The 20,702-nt window shown below is 42.4% G+C and carries 13 protein-coding genes and 2 pseudogenes; 4 read left to right on the top strand and 11 right to left on the bottom strand.

Going from position 1 to position 20,702, the window contains the following annotated elements; translation table 11 throughout:
- Window positions 1-3: 3 nt before the first annotated feature.
- Together NL647_RS26060 and NL647_RS26065 are read right to left on the bottom strand one after the other, a co-directional pair.
- On the bottom strand, window positions 4-6,792 hold the full coding sequence (locus NL647_RS26060) for a non-ribosomal peptide synthetase (protein ID WP_253650852.1): 6,789 nt from the start codon (window positions 6,790-6,792) through the stop codon (window positions 4-6).
- 13 nt (window positions 6,793-6,805) lie between these two features.
- On the bottom strand, window positions 6,806-7,720 hold the full coding sequence (locus NL647_RS26065) for a TauD/TfdA family dioxygenase (RefSeq protein WP_253650853.1): 915 nt from the start codon (window positions 7,718-7,720) through the stop codon (window positions 6,806-6,808).
- A gap of 172 nt (window positions 7,721-7,892) precedes the next feature.
- On the opposite strand from NL647_RS26065, the gene NL647_RS26070 reads away from it, so the two are divergent.
- The 3 genes from NL647_RS26070 to NL647_RS27275 all read left to right on the top strand — a co-directional run bounded on the left by NL647_RS26070 (window position 7,893) and on the right by NL647_RS27275 (window position 11,206).
- Window positions 7,893-8,093, top strand: a complete 201-nt coding sequence (locus NL647_RS26070; RefSeq protein ID WP_017189274.1) for an MbtH family NRPS accessory protein — start codon at window positions 7,893-7,895, stop codon at window positions 8,091-8,093.
- A gap of 34 nt (window positions 8,094-8,127) precedes the next feature.
- Window positions 8,128-10,425, top strand: coding sequence for a TonB-dependent siderophore receptor (locus NL647_RS26075; RefSeq protein ID WP_029790248.1), 2,298 nt, complete (start codon window positions 8,128-8,130; stop codon window positions 10,423-10,425).
- A gap of 64 nt (window positions 10,426-10,489) precedes the next feature.
- Window positions 10,490-11,206, top strand: coding sequence for a thioesterase II family protein (locus tag NL647_RS27275; protein ID WP_079324616.1), 717 nt, complete (start codon window positions 10,490-10,492; stop codon window positions 11,204-11,206).
- Here the strand turns inward: NL647_RS27275 and NL647_RS26080 are convergent.
- The 8 genes and pseudogenes from NL647_RS26080 to NL647_RS26115 form a co-directional block, all read right to left on the bottom strand.
- Window positions 11,137-11,847: a 4'-phosphopantetheinyl transferase superfamily protein gene (locus NL647_RS26080; RefSeq protein ID WP_017817779.1), complete on the bottom strand. Its 711-nt coding sequence runs from the start codon at window positions 11,845-11,847 to the stop codon at window positions 11,137-11,139. The two genes, NL647_RS27275 and NL647_RS26080, sit on opposite strands and share 70 nt — an antisense overlap.
- Before the next feature lie 45 nt (window positions 11,848-11,892).
- Window positions 11,893-12,495, bottom strand: a complete 603-nt coding sequence (locus tag NL647_RS26085; RefSeq protein ID WP_017189271.1) for a nitroreductase — start codon at window positions 12,493-12,495, stop codon at window positions 11,893-11,895.
- On the bottom strand, window positions 12,470-14,026 hold the full coding sequence (locus tag NL647_RS26090) for an ABC transporter ATP-binding protein (RefSeq protein WP_253650854.1): 1,557 nt from the start codon (window positions 14,024-14,026) through the stop codon (window positions 12,470-12,472). Before NL647_RS26090 ends, NL647_RS26085 begins: the two co-directional genes overlap by 26 nt.
- Window positions 14,013-15,077: an ABC transporter permease gene (locus tag NL647_RS26095; RefSeq protein WP_017817776.1), complete on the bottom strand. Its 1,065-nt coding sequence runs from the start codon at window positions 15,075-15,077 to the stop codon at window positions 14,013-14,015. Before NL647_RS26095 ends, NL647_RS26090 begins: the two co-directional genes overlap by 14 nt.
- Window positions 15,074-16,129: an ABC transporter permease subunit gene (locus NL647_RS26100; RefSeq protein WP_017189268.1), complete on the bottom strand. Its 1,056-nt coding sequence runs from the start codon at window positions 16,127-16,129 to the stop codon at window positions 15,074-15,076. The genes NL647_RS26095 and NL647_RS26100 overlap by 4 nt, the downstream gene beginning before the upstream one ends.
- A 2-nt stretch (window positions 16,130-16,131) precedes the next feature.
- Window positions 16,132-17,943 (bottom strand): extracellular solute-binding protein, encoded by a 1,812-nt coding sequence (locus tag NL647_RS26105; RefSeq protein ID WP_223295728.1) that lies wholly within the window; start codon window positions 17,941-17,943, stop codon window positions 16,132-16,134.
- Entirely contained in the window at window positions 17,943-19,592 is a 1,650-nt protein-coding gene (locus tag NL647_RS26110; protein ID WP_017817775.1) for a cyclic peptide export ABC transporter, read from the bottom strand. Before NL647_RS26110 ends, NL647_RS26105 begins: the two co-directional genes overlap by 1 nt.
- 169 nt (window positions 19,593-19,761) lie before the next feature.
- Window positions 19,762-19,889 (bottom strand): annotated as a pseudogene (locus tag NL647_RS26115) (IS256 family transposase); the annotation flags it as partial.
- A 97-nt stretch (window positions 19,890-19,986) separates the two neighbouring features.
- Between NL647_RS26115 and NL647_RS26120 the strand changes: the two are divergent.
- Window positions 19,987-20,076 (top strand): annotated as a pseudogene (locus tag NL647_RS26120) (regulator); the annotation flags it as partial.
- A gap of 58 nt (window positions 20,077-20,134) precedes the next feature.
- Here NL647_RS26120 and NL647_RS26125 read toward each other — a convergent pair.
- The coding region (locus NL647_RS26125) for an IS5 family transposase (RefSeq protein ID WP_253650855.1) at window positions 20,135-20,702 on the bottom strand (568 nt) is incomplete at its 5' end.

Genomic DNA, 20,702 nt, shown 5'->3' on the forward strand with positions numbered 1-20,702 from the left:
GTTTTACTCAAATAAATCTAATAAGTCTGACATTGCTTCTAAGTCGTCTTGCTGAATCGTTTCCCCTTCCAGCATCTGCGAAAGCTCGGCAATTGTCGGATTGTGAAAAAGATCAGCTAAAGCAATTTGCGCTTGGAAAGTACGCTGAATACGTGCTTGTAAACGAGTGGCGGTTAGAGAATTCCCACCTAAACTAAAGAAGCTGTCTTGAGTACCGATCTGATCGTGTCCTAATAACTCTTGCCATATTTCTACCAATTGCATTTCCAACTCTGTGGTTGGTGCACAATAGTGGCTCATCCCTTGCTGGGCAGGTTCAACTAACGCTTTACGATCGACTTTGCCGTTACTATTTAGGGGCAGAGCATCCATGATCATAAGTGTGCTGGGTATCATGTAAGCAGGGAGATGCTCCGCTGCTAGTTGCAGTAAAGTTTCGCTCCCTAGCACCACACCATCGCGTGCCGTAACATAAGCGACGATATAACCGTGTTGGCTGTCTGCCTGCCAAACTTTAACTACCGCCTCTTTAACGCCCTTTTGAGACAAAAGAACAGACTCAATTTCGCCAAGTTCAATCCTAAAACCGCGTAGCTTAATTTGGAAATCGCTACGCCCGAGGAACTGAAGTTCTTTGTTTTCATCCATAAACACTCTGTCCCCAGTGCGATACATTCTTGCGCCTAACTGGTCAGAAAAAGGGTTCGGAATAAAACTGCTCGCGGTAAGGTCAGCACGCCCTAGGTAGCCACGAGCCAAGCTCTCTCCTGAAATGTAAAGTTCTCCTTCAACCCCCTCTGCCACAGGATTGAGTAATTCATCGAGTACGTGAAACTGCATATTTTCAATGGGATTACCTAAAGCAACAGTCTGTCCTTGGGTATGATCAACAGTCTGACTTGATACCCACACCGTGGCTTCTGTCGGTCCATACACGTTCGTCACCGATTTCGCTTTTTGCTTCAGTCGTTTCGCCAATGTAATCGGTAGCGCCTCTCCACCAGCTAACACCTTCAACGATGCCCACCAAGCTGCATTCATATCCGCTAAGCTCTGCCAAGTTGCTGGTGTCGCTTGCATCACTGTGATGCAATGACGCTCCATCAGATCCGAGAGGCATTGGCTATCTTTGCTCTTTTGATCACTAGCGAGTACGACTGTTGCCCCATGGATTAATGGTAAGAACAACTCCAGAACCGCGATATCAAATCCAACCGTAGTTAATGCCAACAACGTATCTTCACGCGTAAGACGTGCTACTGGAGAAATAGACTGAAGGAAATGGTTAAGTGCGCCACGCTCAATTTGCACACCTTTCGGATTGCCCGTCGAACCAGATGTAAAAATGGTATAAGCAAGTTGCTTAGCATGCTTCACTTTGACTCTCTGCCCATCAATTACCGTTTGTTTGATATCGTCGATGTTGACACTTCGACATTTCGGCAAGACTACATCACTGATTGTTAACTGAGGTTGAGCCTGTTCGATAATGTTACCTAAACGAGCAGGAGGAAGCGCAGGGTCTAGTGGGATGTAACAAAGTCCCAGTTTATATAGACTCAGCAATGTAATTAGTAGTTCTGCTTTTCGGTTTAGGCAAACAGCTACAGGTTGATCATTATCGTAAGTCCAGTGTGAAAGTGACACAGCTAGCGCATCAACTTCGGTGACTAATTCACGATAGGTCAACGTTCTATCCTCTGTGATCAAAGCTACAGCGTCACCACTATCACGCGCCTGATGCTCAATCTCGGTTAGAAAGTCCCAGTTAGAATCACGCGCTGCACGTGGCAAAGGCTCAGGTATAAAGACGAGTGCTTCAACCGCTTGATGTACCTCTTGATACAGGTCTTCAGTAAGGGCGATTAATGCGAGCTCGAATGTCGAAAGCATGCGTTCAATTAGAGTATTTGACACGGACTGACAGTCGTAAGTGCAATTTAATTGAAGAGACTCGTTCGGGGTCACTTGTAGCATAATTGGAAAGTTACTCGTTCCAAATACTTCTAGCAGATCAAATTTAGGGGCTTTCATCTCAGCTAACGCTGGTGGAAATGGAAAATTCTGAAACACAAGAACAGTATCAAATAAGAGCTCACCAGGCTCTAAGCTTACGTTAGATTGAATGTTAGATAGAGGAACATGTTCAATGCCACGAAGTTCGACAACATCGAGCTGCATTTGCTTGGCAACGTCGATCAATTTGGAATCGGGATCCAATTTCACGTACACTGGCAAACTAGAAAGAAAAACGCCTGCCATTTTTTCAATTCCATCCACTTCTTGTGGTCGACCCGAGCTCGTCATCCCGAATAACACATCGTATTGACCTAAGTAACGACTAAGCGTCAATGACCACGCAACTTGGACTAATGTATTTAGAGTTAGACCATGAGAGCGAGCTTGATTCTCCAGCTGTTGAGTAACGCTTTTTGAAATAAACTTTTGGCGGCTCTTCTGCTCCTGCTTAGGTTGTGTTGGTTTAGGTAAATGCGGTACCTGTTCGACATCAGCAAGATAAGTTCGCCACTTCTGCTCTGCGACGTCTACATCTTGCTTCGCAATCCATTTGAAGTAATCTGCGTATCGAGGAGCAGGCGAAATTGGCTGATTTCTGTATATTGTCATTGCATCGTCAGCAATTAAAGTAGACGTCCAACCATCGACCACCAAATGATGGCGTGACCAAACCATTCGATAGACACTTTCATCAAACTTTATCAACGTGATTTTCATCAACGGTGATTCATCAAGAACAAAACCGGTTTGCTTCTCCTCGTCCACAAGTTCTTTAAACAGAGCTAATTGCTCTTGATGAGAAACATCGCTCCAATCCAGCAAATTCGTAGAAAATTGAACATTTCGACAAACAACAAAGTAAGGCTGATCAAGCTCATTCCAAATGAAACGCCCACGATTAATATCATGACGAAGTACTGCCTCCTCCCACGCAGCCAGAAACGCAGCACTATTTATGGGCCCGTCCAATGACATGCTCGTAACATTGAGGTACAGCTGAGGATTTTGGTCTAATAAACAATGAAACAAGATGCCTTGTTGAGTTGGTGCTAGCGGTAAAACATCTTCTATATTCGTCGCTGGAATATGTTGGCAGATCTCATTCAAATCACGTGCCGATATCTCCGCAGTGACTTCGTCGGTCGTGATGGTTAACGGTAGCCTATCTAGATCACTTCGGTGCTTTTCCTTGGCTTGCGACGCCGGTATATCAAAATCATTGTTCTCCAATTGAGGAAGAATAAATTGAGCCAGCTCATTCACACTCTGATGCTGGAAAACATGTTGCGGGAGTAGCGTTAACCCTTCTTTCTTTGCTGCAGCAATAAGCTTAAGTGCCAATATCGAGTCACCACCAATTGCAAAGAAGTTATCGTCATTGTTTACGTTTGATACAGATAGTGTGCTAGACCATAGCGATTTAACTAGGTTTTGTGCGCTTGCTAAATTGGTTACTCGAGAATCCGAGCTAATTTGGTTTTCTGCACTTTCAGTTGCTTGATGTTGCGAAGCTAAAACCTGAGTAAGCTCTTTCGCGGATTGGTGTTTGAATAACAATTGTGGCGTTAGAGCAATGCCTTGTTTTCTTGCCAAAGCAACTAATTGTAGAGCTCGAATAGAGTCTCCACCAATGGCAAAGAAACTATCTGTCGATGACACGACTTCATTCGGCATATCAAGCACTTGTGCAAACAAATTACACCAAAACGCATCCGCGCTTGATTCTTGTTCACCGCTACTTATTGCATTTTCATCGACTTTTTCCACTGCCAAAGACAAAGTGTTTCTGTCAACTTTGCCGTTTACTGCTCGAGGAATTGTTTCCTTAAATTGCCAAAAGTGAGGCTGCATATGAGCAGGTAATTGCTCGCTAAGCTGATTCTTAAGTTCAGCTAATGCCAATTTATTATCTTTTCGATGCCACTCCTTATCCAGCACCACGATCGCGGTTAAGGCCTCACGAACATTACTTTTATCAAAGAGAACTGCAGCTTCTGCAACTCCTGTTAGTGCATTGATATGACTTTCAACTTCAGCTAACTCCACGCGGTAGCCACGAATTTTTACTTGCCCATCAGCTCGACCAATAAACTGCACTCGACCATCAGGCAGTCGCTTCACACGGTCACCGGTGCTGTACATTTTTTCTTGATCGCTGAACGGATCGTCGATAAAGCTAAGCTTTGTTTTTTCTGAGTCTTTCCAATACCCCTGAGCTAATTGATTACCAGCAATATAAAGATCACCGATTGCCCCTACAGGGACGGCTTGCAGTGACTTATCCAAGATATACACCCGGCAACCGTCTAAGGGCTCTCCAAGTGCGATAGGTTCTTGCGATGATAAACTACCAGCAATAACACCAACGGTGGCCTCCGTAGGGCCGTAGTGATTAAAAATTCGCAATGATGGCGCAGTTTGCTCGATATCCTCTAGCAAGCGTTGGTTAACGCCCTCACCGCCTAGGACTAGTGCATCGCGCGGTAACAACCCTTCACACTCTGAAGCCATTAATCCTTGTAAATGGGATGGAACAACTTTGAGCATATCAACTGGATAACGATTTAGGTGCTCAGACAAAGCCTCTGCATCGAGCATAAAGTCTTCGTCTAAAAGGCGTACTGCGTGCCCTGCAAGCAGCCCCCCCCATAGAGATGTATAACCTAGGTCTGTCGCGACACTAGCTAAACTGGCATAAACGCTTCCTGATGGCATCTCCAAGCGTTTGTTAACTGCAATAACATAGGATGCAAGAGCACCATGGCTAACAGTCACAGCTTTGGGCTTGCCTGTGGATCCAGAGGTAAAAATCAGATACGCTAAATCTTTCGCGTCCACGCCCTCCGGTTCAATGGACCCAGAGGGTAGTTTGGAAACATCGATCCATTCTATCTGTTCTGCTAACCAATCCGCCCTTCTCCCGAAACCAATAACAACACTGACTTCTGCCTCTTCAAGCATCATTGCACTTCGATCAGCAGGTTGTGACAGGTCCAATGGCACGTAAGCGGCACCTACATACCAAGCTGACAGCATAGCTGTTACTTGCTCGACCCCACGAGGCAATAACACAGCGACTCTTGCTCCATGAGTTACACCTTTACCACGTAAAGCAAAAGCCAGGTTCGAAGCACTAAGACCTAACTCTTCGCCTGTAATCAATTTGTCATTATGTAAGAGTGCCGGTTCACTACGTTCACGGTTTAACCAGAGTGACAAAGCTGTTGTTTTTTGAGGAGACGATTGTTCAACTGTTGGTAGCCATTGTCGGAAAAGATGTTCGTTCAACTTCACTTCCGGTTTGTTTAATACCGTTTCCAAAATCTCCAAAAAGTCGTGTGAAATCGATTCGACCGTTTGCTTACGATACAAACTAGAATTGAACCTCCAATGCAAGCGGAACGAATCTTCATACTCATATACGACAAGATTTAAATCATGCGCAGCACCTCTTTGACCTGAACTTTCTGCGTGGTCAGTGATAGGCATGGCTAAAGAGTGATCATGAATGCGAGCATAAGTAAACATATGAGACACTATCGCTGTCTTATCAGCTCGACGTTCAGTTAACAACGATTCAGTTAGCGTAGTTAAAGGTACTTTCTGATGACGAACCGTTTTACGATAGAACTCAGTGAACGTCTTTACTAATGCCTCAAAACTCTGTGGCTCAGTGAAATTCGCTGGAATTAAAACAGGATTAACACAGTAACCAACAACACCTTTATGTCTTCGTCCATAACGCCCCATCGTTGGAGAACCTAGTAAAAACTCAGATTGACCCGAAAGTTTATGGAAAAAGAATTGGAAGGCACTGAATAAAACTGAATACGGAGTGGTATTCAACTGAGAAGAAAGCGTTCTAACTTTGCTAGTAATGGACTTGCTGGTATGAAAATGTATTTGCCCACCATCGAACTCTTGGACATCGCCGCGCTCGAAGTCTGTTGGAAGTATTAATGGTTCTGGAAGTGGCGTCAATGAGTCTTTCCAAAACTGCAACGATTTGGTCGCAGCTTCAGATGATAAGTAATCTTGTTGTTCTTGAGCCCAAGAACAATATTGTTCAGACGGCAATGGCTGGTCTTCGCCATTCGCCAAATATAAATAGTATTCTGCCCATGTCTGCATTAACTGCTCAATCGAGTAGTAATCGCCAGCGATATGGTGAAGAGTTAAGATGAGATAAGGTGTTGTCTCTTTTTCAAAAGTGTTAAAAACAACATTCGCACGACATACATAGCCTTTTTCGATGTCGAAAGGTTCATCTGTTTGTTTAGCAACCCAATCATCCAACTCTGACTTAGAGAAACTCGTATAATCAACCGTCAATTTTGCTACATCAGACGTAAACAAGTTCCCATACACCCTGCTCCCTTCCTGTGCGTATCCAGTACGAAGCGAGCGGTGATGTGAAACTGTTTCAAAAAAGCTCTCTTTAAGAATAGTTAGATCAAGCGGGGTCTGTTTTTCTCCCCCTAACACCGAAGTAAAGTACATATTATACGCACTCGATGTTGGAGATAATTGGTACAAAAACCATAAAGATTTTTGATTCGATGACACCAATAAGCGCTCAAAATACTCTGGATACTCAGACATCGTTTCAACAATGTCATCTTGGTTTGATAACAGCCATTGATGTTCCGTTTGAGACAATTTTGAATCCAGCCCAGCATTTATTGGGCTGCTGTTTATTTTCAATAAATCATTGTGAGCCTCAATCTGAATGCCTTTTTCTCGCAAATTAATCAGAGGTTTTAATAAATCCATTTGAGTTGGTTTCCTAGCAGTTAGGTTCAGCCATAGCAACGATGACTTTGCGAGTTCCTGTGAAGCAAGAACGTGCGTGTGCGACTAGCATGTTATCGAGCATTAAGATATCGCCAGATTCCCAAGGAAACTTCACCGTACAATCATCCAAAACACTTCGAATTTCATCTAGAACCGAATCCTCTATGGCAGTTCCATCACCGTAGTACACATTGCGTGGTAGGTCTTTTTCATCAACAACGGAAAGAAGCGTTTCTCTTATGTGGGGTTCTAAGTTAGATACATGGAACAAGTGGGCTTGATTGAACCAAACCATTTCACCCGTTACCGGATGTTTAGCAACAGCCTGACAAATTTGACTCGTTCGCAATTCACCATCTTCTTTCCATTCAAAGTCGATTTGATTTTGTAAGCAGAACTTCTCAACCTCCTTTGGGTTGTCTGTGCCAAACACTTTCTCCCATGGCAGGTCTAGACCATTTCCATAGTTGCGAACATATTTAAGCTTCTTCCGTTCAAAGCGTTCGCGAATTGTAGGGGAGATCTTGTTAAAAACTTGTCTGCTATCAGCTATTGGCGTCTCACCTTCCGTTTCTGCTGGCGTAATACAGTGAAACCAGATCTTCATTGGCCAATTGAGCGTATACGCTTGCTCATTGTGTAATGGAATTGTCTGATGGGCTGGATACTCTGTCGTGGTATACACACCTTCACCAAGATCGGTTCTTGGCGTTGAACCGAACTCATAACTAAGTAGAGGAAAACCGAAGGAACGCGCAAACTCTTGGAAAGGCTCCTCTCCAATTAAATCGAACCCTCTAAATAAAACACCCCCAGTGGTACGTAATTGCTCTTCAGCTATGGCATGTACTTCTTGAATACAGTCAGAGAGGCGCACACCGTTGTCAGCTGTAACGACTTGGGGCAAAAAAGAATCAGATAATAATGGTTTGATATTTAAAAACTTTGGGCTAGTCACTACTGAAGTCTCACTAAATGAAATAAATAAAAATACAAATGATAATGATTATTGATATTACCACCAAGAGTGTTATTATTTTATAAATCAATCAGACAATCAAGTAACATAAGTATTTAAAATGAAACAACAAAGCATTCTCTATAATGTCGTCATAAACATTGAAGAGCAGTACTCCATCTGGCCAACCTACAAAGCAATTCCGAGCGGTTGGAAAGAAGTGGGTTTCCAAGGCGACAAGGAAAGCTGCTTACAATTCATTCAAGAAAACTGGACCGATATGCGTCCAGCCTCTCTCAAGCTATTTCAACAAGCTCTCTAACCACACTTAAAAAGAAGTATTTACAGGAAGTATTATGTTCAAAACCAAATTGGCTACTGCTGTTCAAACAACAGTACAGCCTCATTGTTTGACTCTAGCCCTTTTAGCTTCAACACCAGTTTTCGCTGCAACGGAAGTAAATCAAAGCTCAAACGATGAAGCGCAAGAAGTAATTCAGGTAATCGGCGTTAAGCAAAGCCTGACAACAAACGTTGCGCAATCGACTATGCGCTCCGAAGCGGATTTATCGACCGTTCCTCGATCTGTTCAAGTGATCAATACTGAAGTTATTGAGCAACAAGACATTCAGAGCTTAAGTGATGCTCTTTATAACGTTAGTAACGTCGCAGAACACAACAACTACGGTGGCACACGAGATCAATTCAAAATTCGTAGTTTCGATGCTAATGCCTACGAAGACGGAACGCGTATTTACGGACTAGCACAAGATAAAGCAGTAATAGACGATTTGGAGTTCATTGAAGTAGTAAAAGGACCAGAATCAGTACTTTACGGCAACATGAGTCCGGGTGGTCTCGTTAATTTAATTACGAAACGACCGCAAGCGGTTGCCAACCACCAAGTTAAAGCAACTCTAGATGAACACGGAAAGCAAAAATTCAGTTTAGATTTTACTGGGCCCGCAAATGAAGATGAAACAATTCTTTATCGTCTTGTTGGTGTATTTGACGATTCTGAAGGGTGGCGTGACCACTCGGACAGCAAACAAACATTTATCGCGCCTAGTGTCACTTGGCTAGCAACGGAAGACACAGCTGTTACCTTTGCCTACAAATACAACAAAGAAGAAATGCCATTCGATCGTGGAACTCTGGCGGTGCGAAATGCTAGTAATACCGGGTGGGAGTTTCTTGATATCGATGAAAAACGTCTAGGCGCTACGTTTTCAAACCAAGAACGCGAAACCCATAAATATTCGCTAGAGTTAGAGCACGCTATTAATTACAACTGGACGACGCGCTTTAAAGCCCGTTATCAAGAACGTACTTATAAGGGTGACCGGGTTCACTTTTATGCAGCATCTCCAATTACGACGCCACCTGCTCAAGGGAATTTAACTTTATATATTGAAGACAGAGCGACGAACGCATTTGATGGGACAATTGCCCGTTATATTGCTAGCAGTAATGAGTCAAGCGAAACAACATTGTATTCATGGGAGAATGTCTTTGATGTGGAAACTGAAGATTTCGCTCACCGTATCATTGCAGGAGCAGACTACACATCTTACGAATCCAAGACCAAAACGATGGCATCATCTTCATGGAGCGACCCAGACCTTGTCGGATACTCTGCTTTAATTCAGCGTACGGTGAACCCTAACAGTGGTGTATACAACTACTACAACGACGCCCCTTCTACCGCTACACACCCGAATGACACGTATAACGTCAATACAGATACTTTTGAACTGAAAGAGTACAGCATATTCTTACAAGATCTAGTCGAGTATCACGACTGGAACTTTGTACTGGGTGCTCGTTACGACATCTTCGACGCCGAGTCTTCAAAAACTTGGGACTCAACTGTGCAACAAGGCGCGGCTAGACTTAACGTAACGCTTCAGAACTCTAACTCAGACAGCCCTAAAGAGAAAAACCTAAGCTTACAAGCAGGTGCGCTTTACGCGTTAAATGATCAAGTATCATTGTTTGGTAACTTCACTAATTCATACCTACCAAACCAAAAATACGACACAGTCAAAAACGAGTGGGTAGACTCTCAACGAGGCACTCAGTATGAGTTTGGTACGAAAACATCATTATTAGATTCGCGACTCAACTTAACAGCAGCTATCTTCCATATTGACTTAGAAAACGTAGCGTACCAGGGTGATGTACCAGGTAGCTACGATGTGTACAAACAACGCAGCCAAGGTTTTGAGGTTGACGGCGATTTCGCTATTACAAGAAAGCTAATGGCATTATTCGCCTACGGCTACAACGATGTTGAATTCGTGAACTCTCCATCTTCTGTTAATAAACCAGTAAATGTACCTGAGCACAATGCGAGCCTTTGGTTATCATACCAAGCAACACAAGAATGGGGAGTGGGTAGTGGTGTTCGTTACGTAGGTGACCGCGCAGGTAACCGCCGTGAAGCTTACGATTACACACTTCCAGCATATACCCTGATTGATATGGCAGCTTGGTACACACCAGATTTCGCTGATCAAGATTTACGTTTACAACTTAACGTTAAAAACGTATTCGATGAAGAGTACTACTCGGCAGGATCAGATTCGACACAAAACGCTGTGTACCTAGGCTCTCCAAGAACAATCTCTTTAACCGCAGCATACAACTTCTAATTATATTTGTGTAATAAGCTGAGGGGTACAAGGTGTACCCCTCTTATATGTTGTAAGGATAGATATGTTGACACTTTATTGCTTCCCTTCTTCAGGAAGTGCCGCAAGCATGTATCATGCATGGATACATCCATTACGCGAACATAATATCAATGTAGTTGCCCTAGAATACCCTGGCAGAGGAAGTCGATTCGGCGAACCGTTCGTCAGTAGTATTCAAGCACTATGCGAAGATCTGTGTTCACAAATTGAAGACAATTTATCAGAGAGAAGTGAATTTGCTTTCTTTGGACACAGTCTGGGTGGCCTAGTTAGTTTTGAATGTACCAAGTTAATTTGCAAGAAACACCACCGCCTACCTACCCATCTATTCGTATCTTCACGTCACTCTCCCAACAACAAAGTGGCGTCTTCGCTTTCAAACTCTTCAAGTGATTCCGATCTCACTGCAACATTGACCAAAATGGGTGGGCTTCCAATAGATATTTTAGCAAACAGCGAGCTTATGGAATTGTTACTACCCATCATCAGATCAGACCTAAATCTGAATGAGCAGTACGAGAATGTTGACCCTTCGAAAATAGCTGTACCGATCACTGCGATCTACGGTGATATAGATCCAGTGGTAGACACAGACAAAATCCAACAATGGAGAGAGTTCACCCAATCAGATTTCAAGCTACTTGAAATGCGAGGAGACCACTTTTATTTTCACTCAGACTTGGAGCAACTCTTGCCTTCACTAATTTCTGTATTTGAAAGTAGTTCTAACTTATCCTGACTTGCCATGTGTAATGAATCAACCTTTATAGCGTTGTTCCAAGCAACGCTACATACACCCCAATCAAACTTATATGTTTGAAGCCCAAATTCTTGGTTGTTCCAAAGTATCGAACACCTCTCTTTCACCAGACACTCACTACAATCAAGCTCTTTGAGATTATCCACCAACCCAGAACCAACAGCTTTTAATAGAGACTCTTTTGCCGTCCATAAGCAATAGAAACTTTTATGTTCATCAATCTTCAGTTCAAGTCTTGCTAATTCATTAGGGTGACAGATTAGTTGAATCAACTCGTTCAAATCTTCGATTTTTTGGTAGCATTCAACATCTATCCCGATTTGTAATTCACTTTGCCCCACAGCAGCCACCATTGCGACCGCTTCTTTACTATGACTCAAGTTAAATGAAATTGGTGCTGTTAAAAAGGGCTTACGCTCTGGCGATTTGGTAATCACCCAATCACTGGGGAAAATATCTGGATATTCTAAACTCAGTACATGTCTTTTAAAGTTATGAGCGAATACATAACGGCGCCTATCTAATTCATAACGAAAAGATAAAGAGTGAGCCCACTCCTCGTCATTTAAGCTAAATGGGATCGAAAATGAACTCGGTGTAACGTAGATTGCTAGATTCATATTAACAACACATTATTTTAAACCTTTTACTCCGCACAAAAATTTTTATTTTTCAAAAAGTTCGGAAGGTGGGACACCAAGCCCTTGCCATTCGAAACAGTACTTTGCGGGAGACTGACGCTTTATCTTCTTCACAAATTCGGGTAACGGCGTACCCACTGCAATAGCACCAACAATTTGGTCATCAGTTTTCATTCCAAAAAGAGGTTTCACTTGTTCGTTCGCTAAGAACGTATACCACAGACCGCCGTATCCCATTAGATGAAGTCCATTCATGATATTCTGCGCGGCGGCGGCGGCTGACAACTGCTGATCCCATATGGTCACTTTTTTATGATTGGGGTCAACGTTAGTCATTACCAAAATCATCATTGGCAGGTTACTAATATACTCTGCCGATCGCTTGCCATCTTCACTAACTTGCCCATCAGAAGACTGCCGTTTGTATAGCTCTAATGCCATCTCCCCAGCTTTTTTCATATTTTCACCACGAGCAACCACGAACTTCCATGGCTTAATATTCCCATGATCGGGGGTTGTCATTACAAGATCGAAAAGTTGCTTCAACTCCTCATCAGAAGGACCTGGATAAGTCAATTTTGAAAAACTGTAGGAACGTCTATCAAGCAGTGGCTCTAATGGATTCATTTTCATTTCCTTCTAAACTTGTAAATTCATTTTGTTGTGTTGTTAGCCAAGTGTCTGAAGACTCATAACTAATTTGCTCTCCACTTGATAAAGTTAGAACCTTGTGGCACAACGCTTCTATCAATGTTAAATCGTGAGTAATCAATATAAAACTAACTTGGTGTTTGTCTTGGATCGACTTAAGAAGGTGGATCATTCTTCGACGATTTTTTCGATCGAGAGCAGTAGTGGGCTCATCTAGAATCAAAAGCTTCGGTTGCAAAATCAATGCTCGGGCTATCATCACCCGCTGCCTTTGACCACCAGAGAGTTGATGAGGATAACGTTTTAAAAAAGCGATCGGTAAATCGACCTCTCGCATAACCTTTTTTACTCGAGATGCCAAGCCGATTGTTTTCTGTTGCGCAATACAACCTTCTTTAAGCGTCTGCTCGATAGTCATTCTCGGGTTCAAACTCGAGGAGGTGTCTTGAAATACAAACTGCATTTTGTAACGGAATGCTCTTAAATCTCTTCGATCGGCTTTTAGCCACTCCAACCCATCAAATTCGACAGAACCTTGACTTGAGATTAACCTAAGCAAACTCTTAGCAAGAGTAGATTTTCCCGAACCGCTTTTTCCAATTACACCGATACTTTCTCCCTTATTAAGAGAAAAAGATACATCGCGTAAAAGGGAGTGAGGTGACTGCCACCACAAAGTGGCTTTGATCTCGGTATTCAAATGATCGACGCGCAACAAGGGCTCTGAACTTGCAGGTAACGGTTTAGCAAATTCAATTGGTCGCATTAATGAACGGGTATAATCATGCGTAGGTGACGAAAATAATTTGCGAGCTGACTGTTTTTCGACAATAACACCTTCCTTCAAGACGACCACCGTATCTGCAAATCGCTCAACCATATTTAGATCATGAGAGATTAAAACGATAGCCATTCGGGTACGTTGTTGAATATGCCTTATTAAACTCAAGATTTGATCACGTACTGACGGATCAAGCGCAGTCGAAGGTTCATCTGCGACAAGTAACTTTGGTTTATTCGCAATCGCAATGGCGATCAATAATCTTTGTCTTTGTCCGCCCGATAATTGATGAGGGTAGCGACTGGATAGAGAAGTTGGTAATCCCACTTGTTCCAACAAAGCGGCAATACTTTTTGCTATCTTCTTGCTCGTTTGGAATTGCGTTGCGCTATGAATTAACAAGGCTCGTTTTAAATGCCAGTACACACTTTTTACTGGGTTTAGCGCAGACAATGGCTCCTGAGATACGAAACCAATCTCTTTACCTCGGATGTTTAACCAATCTTTCTCGGAAAACAGTCGGGTATTCTTACCATCGACCATTACCTCCCCCTCTACTAAACTCCCTTGGGGCTCGATTCCAAGCAACAGCTTAGAAAGTAATGTCTTACCTGCTCCGCTTTCACCGACAATAGCGAGAGTTTCACCAGCCTGTACATCAAAACTCACGTTACTTAGAAGAAGAGATTTGTCGACAAGTAGGCGGACATTTTTAACGTTGAGCATGGTGATGCTCCTTAAATGGACTCAACCACTCCTGTACAGCTTCGCCAACTAATACAACAAGCGTAATAACAAATAATATTGCACCACACCCTGTCATTCCCAGCCAGGGAGCATGAAGGTTATTCTTGCCCTGTGCTATCAACTCGCCCAATGATGGATAGCCGACTGGTAATCCAAAACCCAAAAAGTCGAGAGTAATCAGGGAGCCTAAAGATCCTGCAAAGATAAAAGGTAGAGTACTTAACGTTGTGATCAGCGCATTAGGAAGCACATGTCGCAACATTATTCGAAAATCAGACACTCCAGCAATAAGTGCAGATTGAACATATTCTAACTGACGTGTTTTGAGTACTTCGGCACGAATTAGTTGAGCAAGGTAATGCCAACCAAAGAGAGCAAGAACCAGAGTCAATGTCGCAAAGCCGGGGTTAAGTATACTTGCGACTATCATGACAACGAACATAACCGGAATAGCACCCCATATTTCAGTAAGACGCTGACCAATCAAGTCAACCCATCCACCTAGATACCCCTGAACGGTACCGGTAACAAGAGCTATCGCTGAGATAGCCGATGTTAAAGTTAAAGCAAAAGCCAAACTGATTCTCAAACCATAAATTAAGCGGGCGAAAACATCCCTTCCTTGATCATCAAGCCCTAGCCAATTTTGTTTTGAAGGCGGTGATGGGTAAGTTAAATCATAGTTAATCGTATCGTAGTGATAACGGACGAGTGGCCAAAGAACCCAACCCGACTGTTCTATCATGTTAAGTACATATGGATCTTTATAATCCGCTTCTGATTCAAAATCTCCTCCAAAAGCGGTTTCAGGATAGCTCTTGAAAATCGGCACAAACCAATCACCATCGTAATGGACTAGGATCGGTTTATCGTTTACGACTCCTTCAGCAAACAAACAAATGAAAGTCAAAAGTATCAAAACCAATGCCGCACATTTACCGCGAAAAATCACACTATTCTTTTTACGATGAACAAATGATTTATCTGTGACTTGTGCTGCAGCCAAAGGCTTATTCTTCGAATCGTTCACCCTGACACCTCAGAAAATGAGACCCTTGGATCTACCAAACGGTAAAGGAGATCACCAACTAAATTTAATATCAAACCTAATATTGTATAGACGTATAAAATACCTAACACGACAGGGTAATCGCGTTCAAGCAATGCTTCGAACCCCAAAAGAGCGATACCATCTAAAGAAAATACGATTTCAACCAGCAAGGTACCTCCTATAAACACCGATAACAGATCGGACGGCAACCTAGCGACGATAACTAATAAAGTGTTTGGTAACACATGATGAATCACAGCGCGTGACTTACTTTCACCCATACAGATTGCCGTATCTACATATTGCTCGGACATTTGGTCGAGTATGGAGTTTTTCGTCAACACGGTTAAAGACACCAATCCACTTGCGACACACGCAAGTACAGGAAGAGCTAAATGCCAGAAATAATCTAGTATCTGCCCAGTCAAACTCAATTCATTATGATTAGATGAAACAAGTCCTCGAAGCGGAAACCAGTTAAAAACGCCTCCACCAGCAAAAAGCATCAGGAATATAATGGCAATAATGAAAGTGGGGATCGCATAAGCCAGCAGCAAAATAAAACTGGAAAATGAATCAAATACACTGCCCTGTCGACTTGCCTTAGCAACCCCTAGAGGTATAGCAATCAGGTAAGTAATAAATAATGTCCACCCACCCAATGACAAAGAAACCGTTAATTTATCTAAGATGAGTTCGCTAACAGGTAAACCATTAAAGTAACTGTTGCCCAGTTCAAAAGATATATAGCGTGAAACTGTGTCTTTATAACGTTCCGATAAAGGTTTATCGAATCCATACTCCTTAGCAATTTTTTCTTGTAGCTGCTGATCTATAACATTATCCGATAGAGCACTTTCTACGCTATCAAACAGATCAACAGCTGAATTATCTACTCCTTGTAGCTTAGCTAATGCCGACTCTACTGGACCACCAGGGAGCCATTGAAGCAATAAAAAATTCAGAGATATAACGACAAAAAGCGTAGGCACTAACAATAAGAGCCTGCGGAGCACATACAAACCTAACATAGTTATTCTTTACGACTATCCCACCAAAATTCGACTTCATAGCCATACTTAGGAGCTTGCGCTGGCTTCTGGATATAACTCTGATAGGCAACTAATTGAAAATTGCGGGCCCACAGTGGTAAATAGTAATAGTTCCACTTCAACACTCTATCGAGAGCACGACCATATGCTTGAGTTTCAGCATACGAGTTGGCATGAACAAGCCCTTCAACAAGTTCATCCACCACAGGGTTACTGATACCCGTAACATTGTAACTTGCTGATACATCAGCAAACTCAGACTTGAGTGATGAGCGCAATTCTGTATTCGGCGGAATTCGAACCTTATATTGAATCGGCGTCATATCGAATTGCCTTTGCAATAACAGTTTGAAGTACTCAGTGCCCGTTTTCACTATAACATTAGACTCTATTCCTAGTCTCTTTAGGCTTTGAATGTAACCACCTATAGCGGGCTTCAGAGAAGGAGAAGGCAATAAAAATTGGATAGTCATTGCTTCACCTGACTGACCATTAATCAGTCTACCATCTTGCATAACCCAACCAGCTTCCTTCAGTAGTAGCTGAGCCTTCCTTAGATTCTGACGATTCCGTCCTGAGCCATCAGATGTGGGCAATGAAAATGAATCACTAATTACAGACTTTGGTACAGAGTCAGCGAACTGCTCTAAGATCTCGAGTTCATCTTTATTCGGCATTCCGTAAGATGCTAAAAAACTATTATTAAATAGACTCTTAGCCCTAATATATTGATGATCAAAAGCCTTCGCGTTTAACCATTCAAAATCAAACGCATAAACTAAAGCTTCTCGTGTTCTAATATCTTTAAACTTATCTAAACGAAGATTAAATGCCATTGCGGTAACAAAGGAAGGCGCCTCATAATTGATCTTATCCTTGACCACGCTACCAGCATCGAATTCTGAACCTTGATATAACTTGTTCCAACGTAAAATATCGGTTTCAGCAATGTAGTTTACTTGGTCAGATTTAAGAGCTTGCACTGCGGCAGTCCTATCACGGTAGTACTCGACCTTAATTTTCTTAAAATTGTACTTACCTTTATTGACGGCAATGTCTTTACCCCAATAATCTTCTCTCAATTCGTAAGTAATGTTACGTCCCGGCTCTACTGAAGCTACTTTATAAGGGCCTGAACCAACAGGTACATTTAAGGAAGGCTTTGTGAAGTCATGATTTTCCCATATATGTTTTGGTAAGACTGGAAGGTTGCCTGAATTCAAAATCTGGAGCTTGCTACCTTCTTCACCAAAATCAAGCTTAACTGTATGAGAGTCGATAACTGAAACTGATTTAAGCGCTTTAAATCGTGATTTGATATTACTTAGCCCATGCTTCTGATAAAGATTGATTGAGTAAGCAACATCTTCAGCATCAACAGGGTGCCCATCACTAAACTTAGCTTCTTTTCGCATGTGGTAAGTCACAGATGAATAGTCATCTTCAATAACCATTTTTTCAGCTAACCATCCGTAACGTACCTTAGCTTCATCTTTATCATGACCGCGTACAGTCAAGCGATCATAGATCCAGAACAGTCCTCGCGGCTTTTTGCCAAGATCAATGAACTGATGTAATGAGTCGAAGCTACCAATCTCCACCATAGCAAGTTCACCTTGCTTAGGTGCATTTGGGTTAGCATATTCAAAATGCTCAAAACCCGGCTGATATTTAGGTTCATCATACAGGCTAATGGCGTGTGTTGTGTCACTTGCCACTGCCGGTTGCACCATTAACAACGACAACGCCAGACTAAAAATAGTCGTCCTGTAAGAATAATTTGGTCTAATCATTAGTAAGTCACTTTCATTTGAGGTTGTTGACGATGTTCTTTTTCTACGATCGATATGTTCCCAGCATCAACTCGATACACTTTATCTGCTAAATGGAAGTAATGATCATCGTGCGTAATTGCAATTACCGTTTTGCCATGAGCTTGTAACTCTGGTAAAAGCTCTGTGTAAAATACACGCCTAAACGTCGGATCTTGGTCAGCTGCCCATTCATCAAGAATAATCAAGCTTCGCCCCTCTAGATATGCTAGAAGTAACGCCAAGCGTTTCCGCTGCCCTTGTGAAAGTTGTGTGGTGCTAAGTTGACTTTCTTCAACCGAAACTTTGTCACGCAACGCCAATTTGGTGAGGTAGCTCTCGACGAGCTTCCTATCAGGTCGTTTACCTTCCTCATTGATTAGATTTTTAAACAAATAGAAATCAGCAAAGACCACTGAAAAATGGTTTCGATACCAATCGATATTATGCTGCTCGATACGTCGTCCCGAGAACTCAATAGATCCTCTATGCGGTTGGTACAGACCTGTGATCAGTTTGGCGCATGTAGACTTACCACAACCATTTCCACCAACCCAAAAAATAAGCTCCCCTTGTTTAATTGTTAAGTCGATCGGTCCAACGGAAAAACCAGGCTCTCCGTTTTCTGTTGAATAATCATATTCAACACCTTTTAAAGTCAATTGCTGCCAGTTTTTAAGCTGTGGGTCTAGTTGTATATTATTTTCGCGTTCTTCAGAAAGCGCTAAAGAGCGAACTTTGGCGTAAGCGACTGCACCTTGAATTAGAGCCGGTAAAGACCCAACAAAACCAGCTAAAGGTGAGCGTAAGAATAAAATAGCGAGCGCATAGCCAGTTACTTGCTCTGAGGTTCCAATTGCGAACTTAACGTGCATCAAAACAACAACTGCAATAACGAGCAAAACCGAAGTATTGACCCAACTTCCATTCAATACGTTCATGCGATCCGCTTTCGTGTCTAACACTCTGGAATGCTCAGCTGTGGGCTCCAACTGATCTCGATAAAAAGACGAACGTCGTTCATAACTTAACTTAAGCTCATTTCTTCCACTCAACATTGCCTGGTACGTACCATACAAAGTGTCATCATTTTCTCGAACTTTTCTTTTGTATTCGCGGGATACCAACATTAGCTTGCGCCCCAAGAAAACAGATACGATGGTCATTGCAATGGTCGCGGCAAAAAATGGAATCGATAACCAAAACAGATAACTATATGTAAAGACAATAACCGAGATACCAAACACCACGAATGGCAAGCTGTTAAACGCTTGACTAATTGCAGTAATATCCTTGGTAAGAGTAGCAAGTATTTTAGGCTGCCCAAGTTGTTCAACTCGTTCAACTGAAGTATTCATGAGTCGACGACTAATACTTAACCTAAGTTCATATACAACTTTATGCCCTAAAGCAGTGATCATAGATTGAGATAAAAAACTCAACCCAAACAAAAACAGAATCAGGACGAAAAAAATTGAGACTGGAAACTCGCCACCGCGACTCAATTGACTGATAGCTTCATTGATAAAAGCAATAACGGAAACACCAGCCACCGCACTCAAACCACTAAGTAAGATTGCGAAAAGAAACTGACGCTGACTGCCTTTCAATAACGATAGGATTAATTTCATGGGTAGACAACACTGCTAGGAGGCTTTATTTCTGTAACTAAGCCTTCTCTATGATAAATATTTATAAAAAGAATCGTAATGATAACACTTATCAATTCTATTAACATGAGTTAATTAACAAAATTTCGCATTTGTATAACCCCCAGTCAAAACGCTTGTAGAGACGATGATGTTGGGCTAGTAGCTGTTGAAGCTGAGCTTCAACAGCTTGTGCAATAAAATCTCTAGCCCCTTGCGCATCAGTTCAGTAAGTGGGTCTTGTGGTGCATTCAATGAAACAACAGTATTATCAGTCATGCGGTGTACTTATCTGTTAATCGTTCTGGGGAGAACAGCATCAACAGATTACACCGCAACTTCCTTTCTCTTCCATACACCAGAAATCAGTATAGCTCTGAAGTATCACAAAATGGCCAAAAACTACTTTTTTCACGAATTTGAATGTGGATCATCTATTGAACAAACTGCTGAACTTTGTTTCAAAAATGGGCTTTGTTGCTTAATTAAGTGAAAAGACATGGCTGTCCCATGTTGATTAATACTTAACCAATACACTGAGTTTCAGGCATACCAAGCCCTGTAAGTTTGTTCAGTGATTTGATCATGGCGTAAGTCTCACCAACCTGAGCGTTGTAGTTTCTCAGGCTTAATTTTCCACCTAACAACTGTTTCACCCGATACATTGCTGTCTCTGATAGCGAGCGCTTATGATAGCCATACCGCTTTTTCCATTTCTTGTTGGAGCCGTAGAGCTTCTGACAACCTACTGCTAAATTGCGAGGGTGTCCTTGTTCCCAGAAGGCAGCCCCTTCTCGTGGCGGGATAAGCGGAACCGCTCGCTTTATCCGTATAGCATCATGGCAATTCCTTGTGTCATAAGCGCCATCACCTGATATCTCAATGATTTTACGACGTGTCTGCTTGAGTAAGTTAGGGAGCACTTCGGCATCGGTTACGTTAGATAAGCTCAGCTCTGCTGCGATTATTTCGTGGGTGCTTGTATCTACTGCGATATGCAGCTTACGCCAGACTCTGCGCTTCCCATCAGTACCATGCTTCTTGACCTTCCATTCACCTTCTCCATAAACCTTGAGGCCAGTGGCATCAATG

It is taken from the genome of Vibrio sp. Y29_XK_CS5 (genome assembly GCF_024181835.1).
GTDB classification, from domain to species: Bacteria; Pseudomonadota; Gammaproteobacteria; order Enterobacterales; family Vibrionaceae; genus Vibrio; species Vibrio harveyi.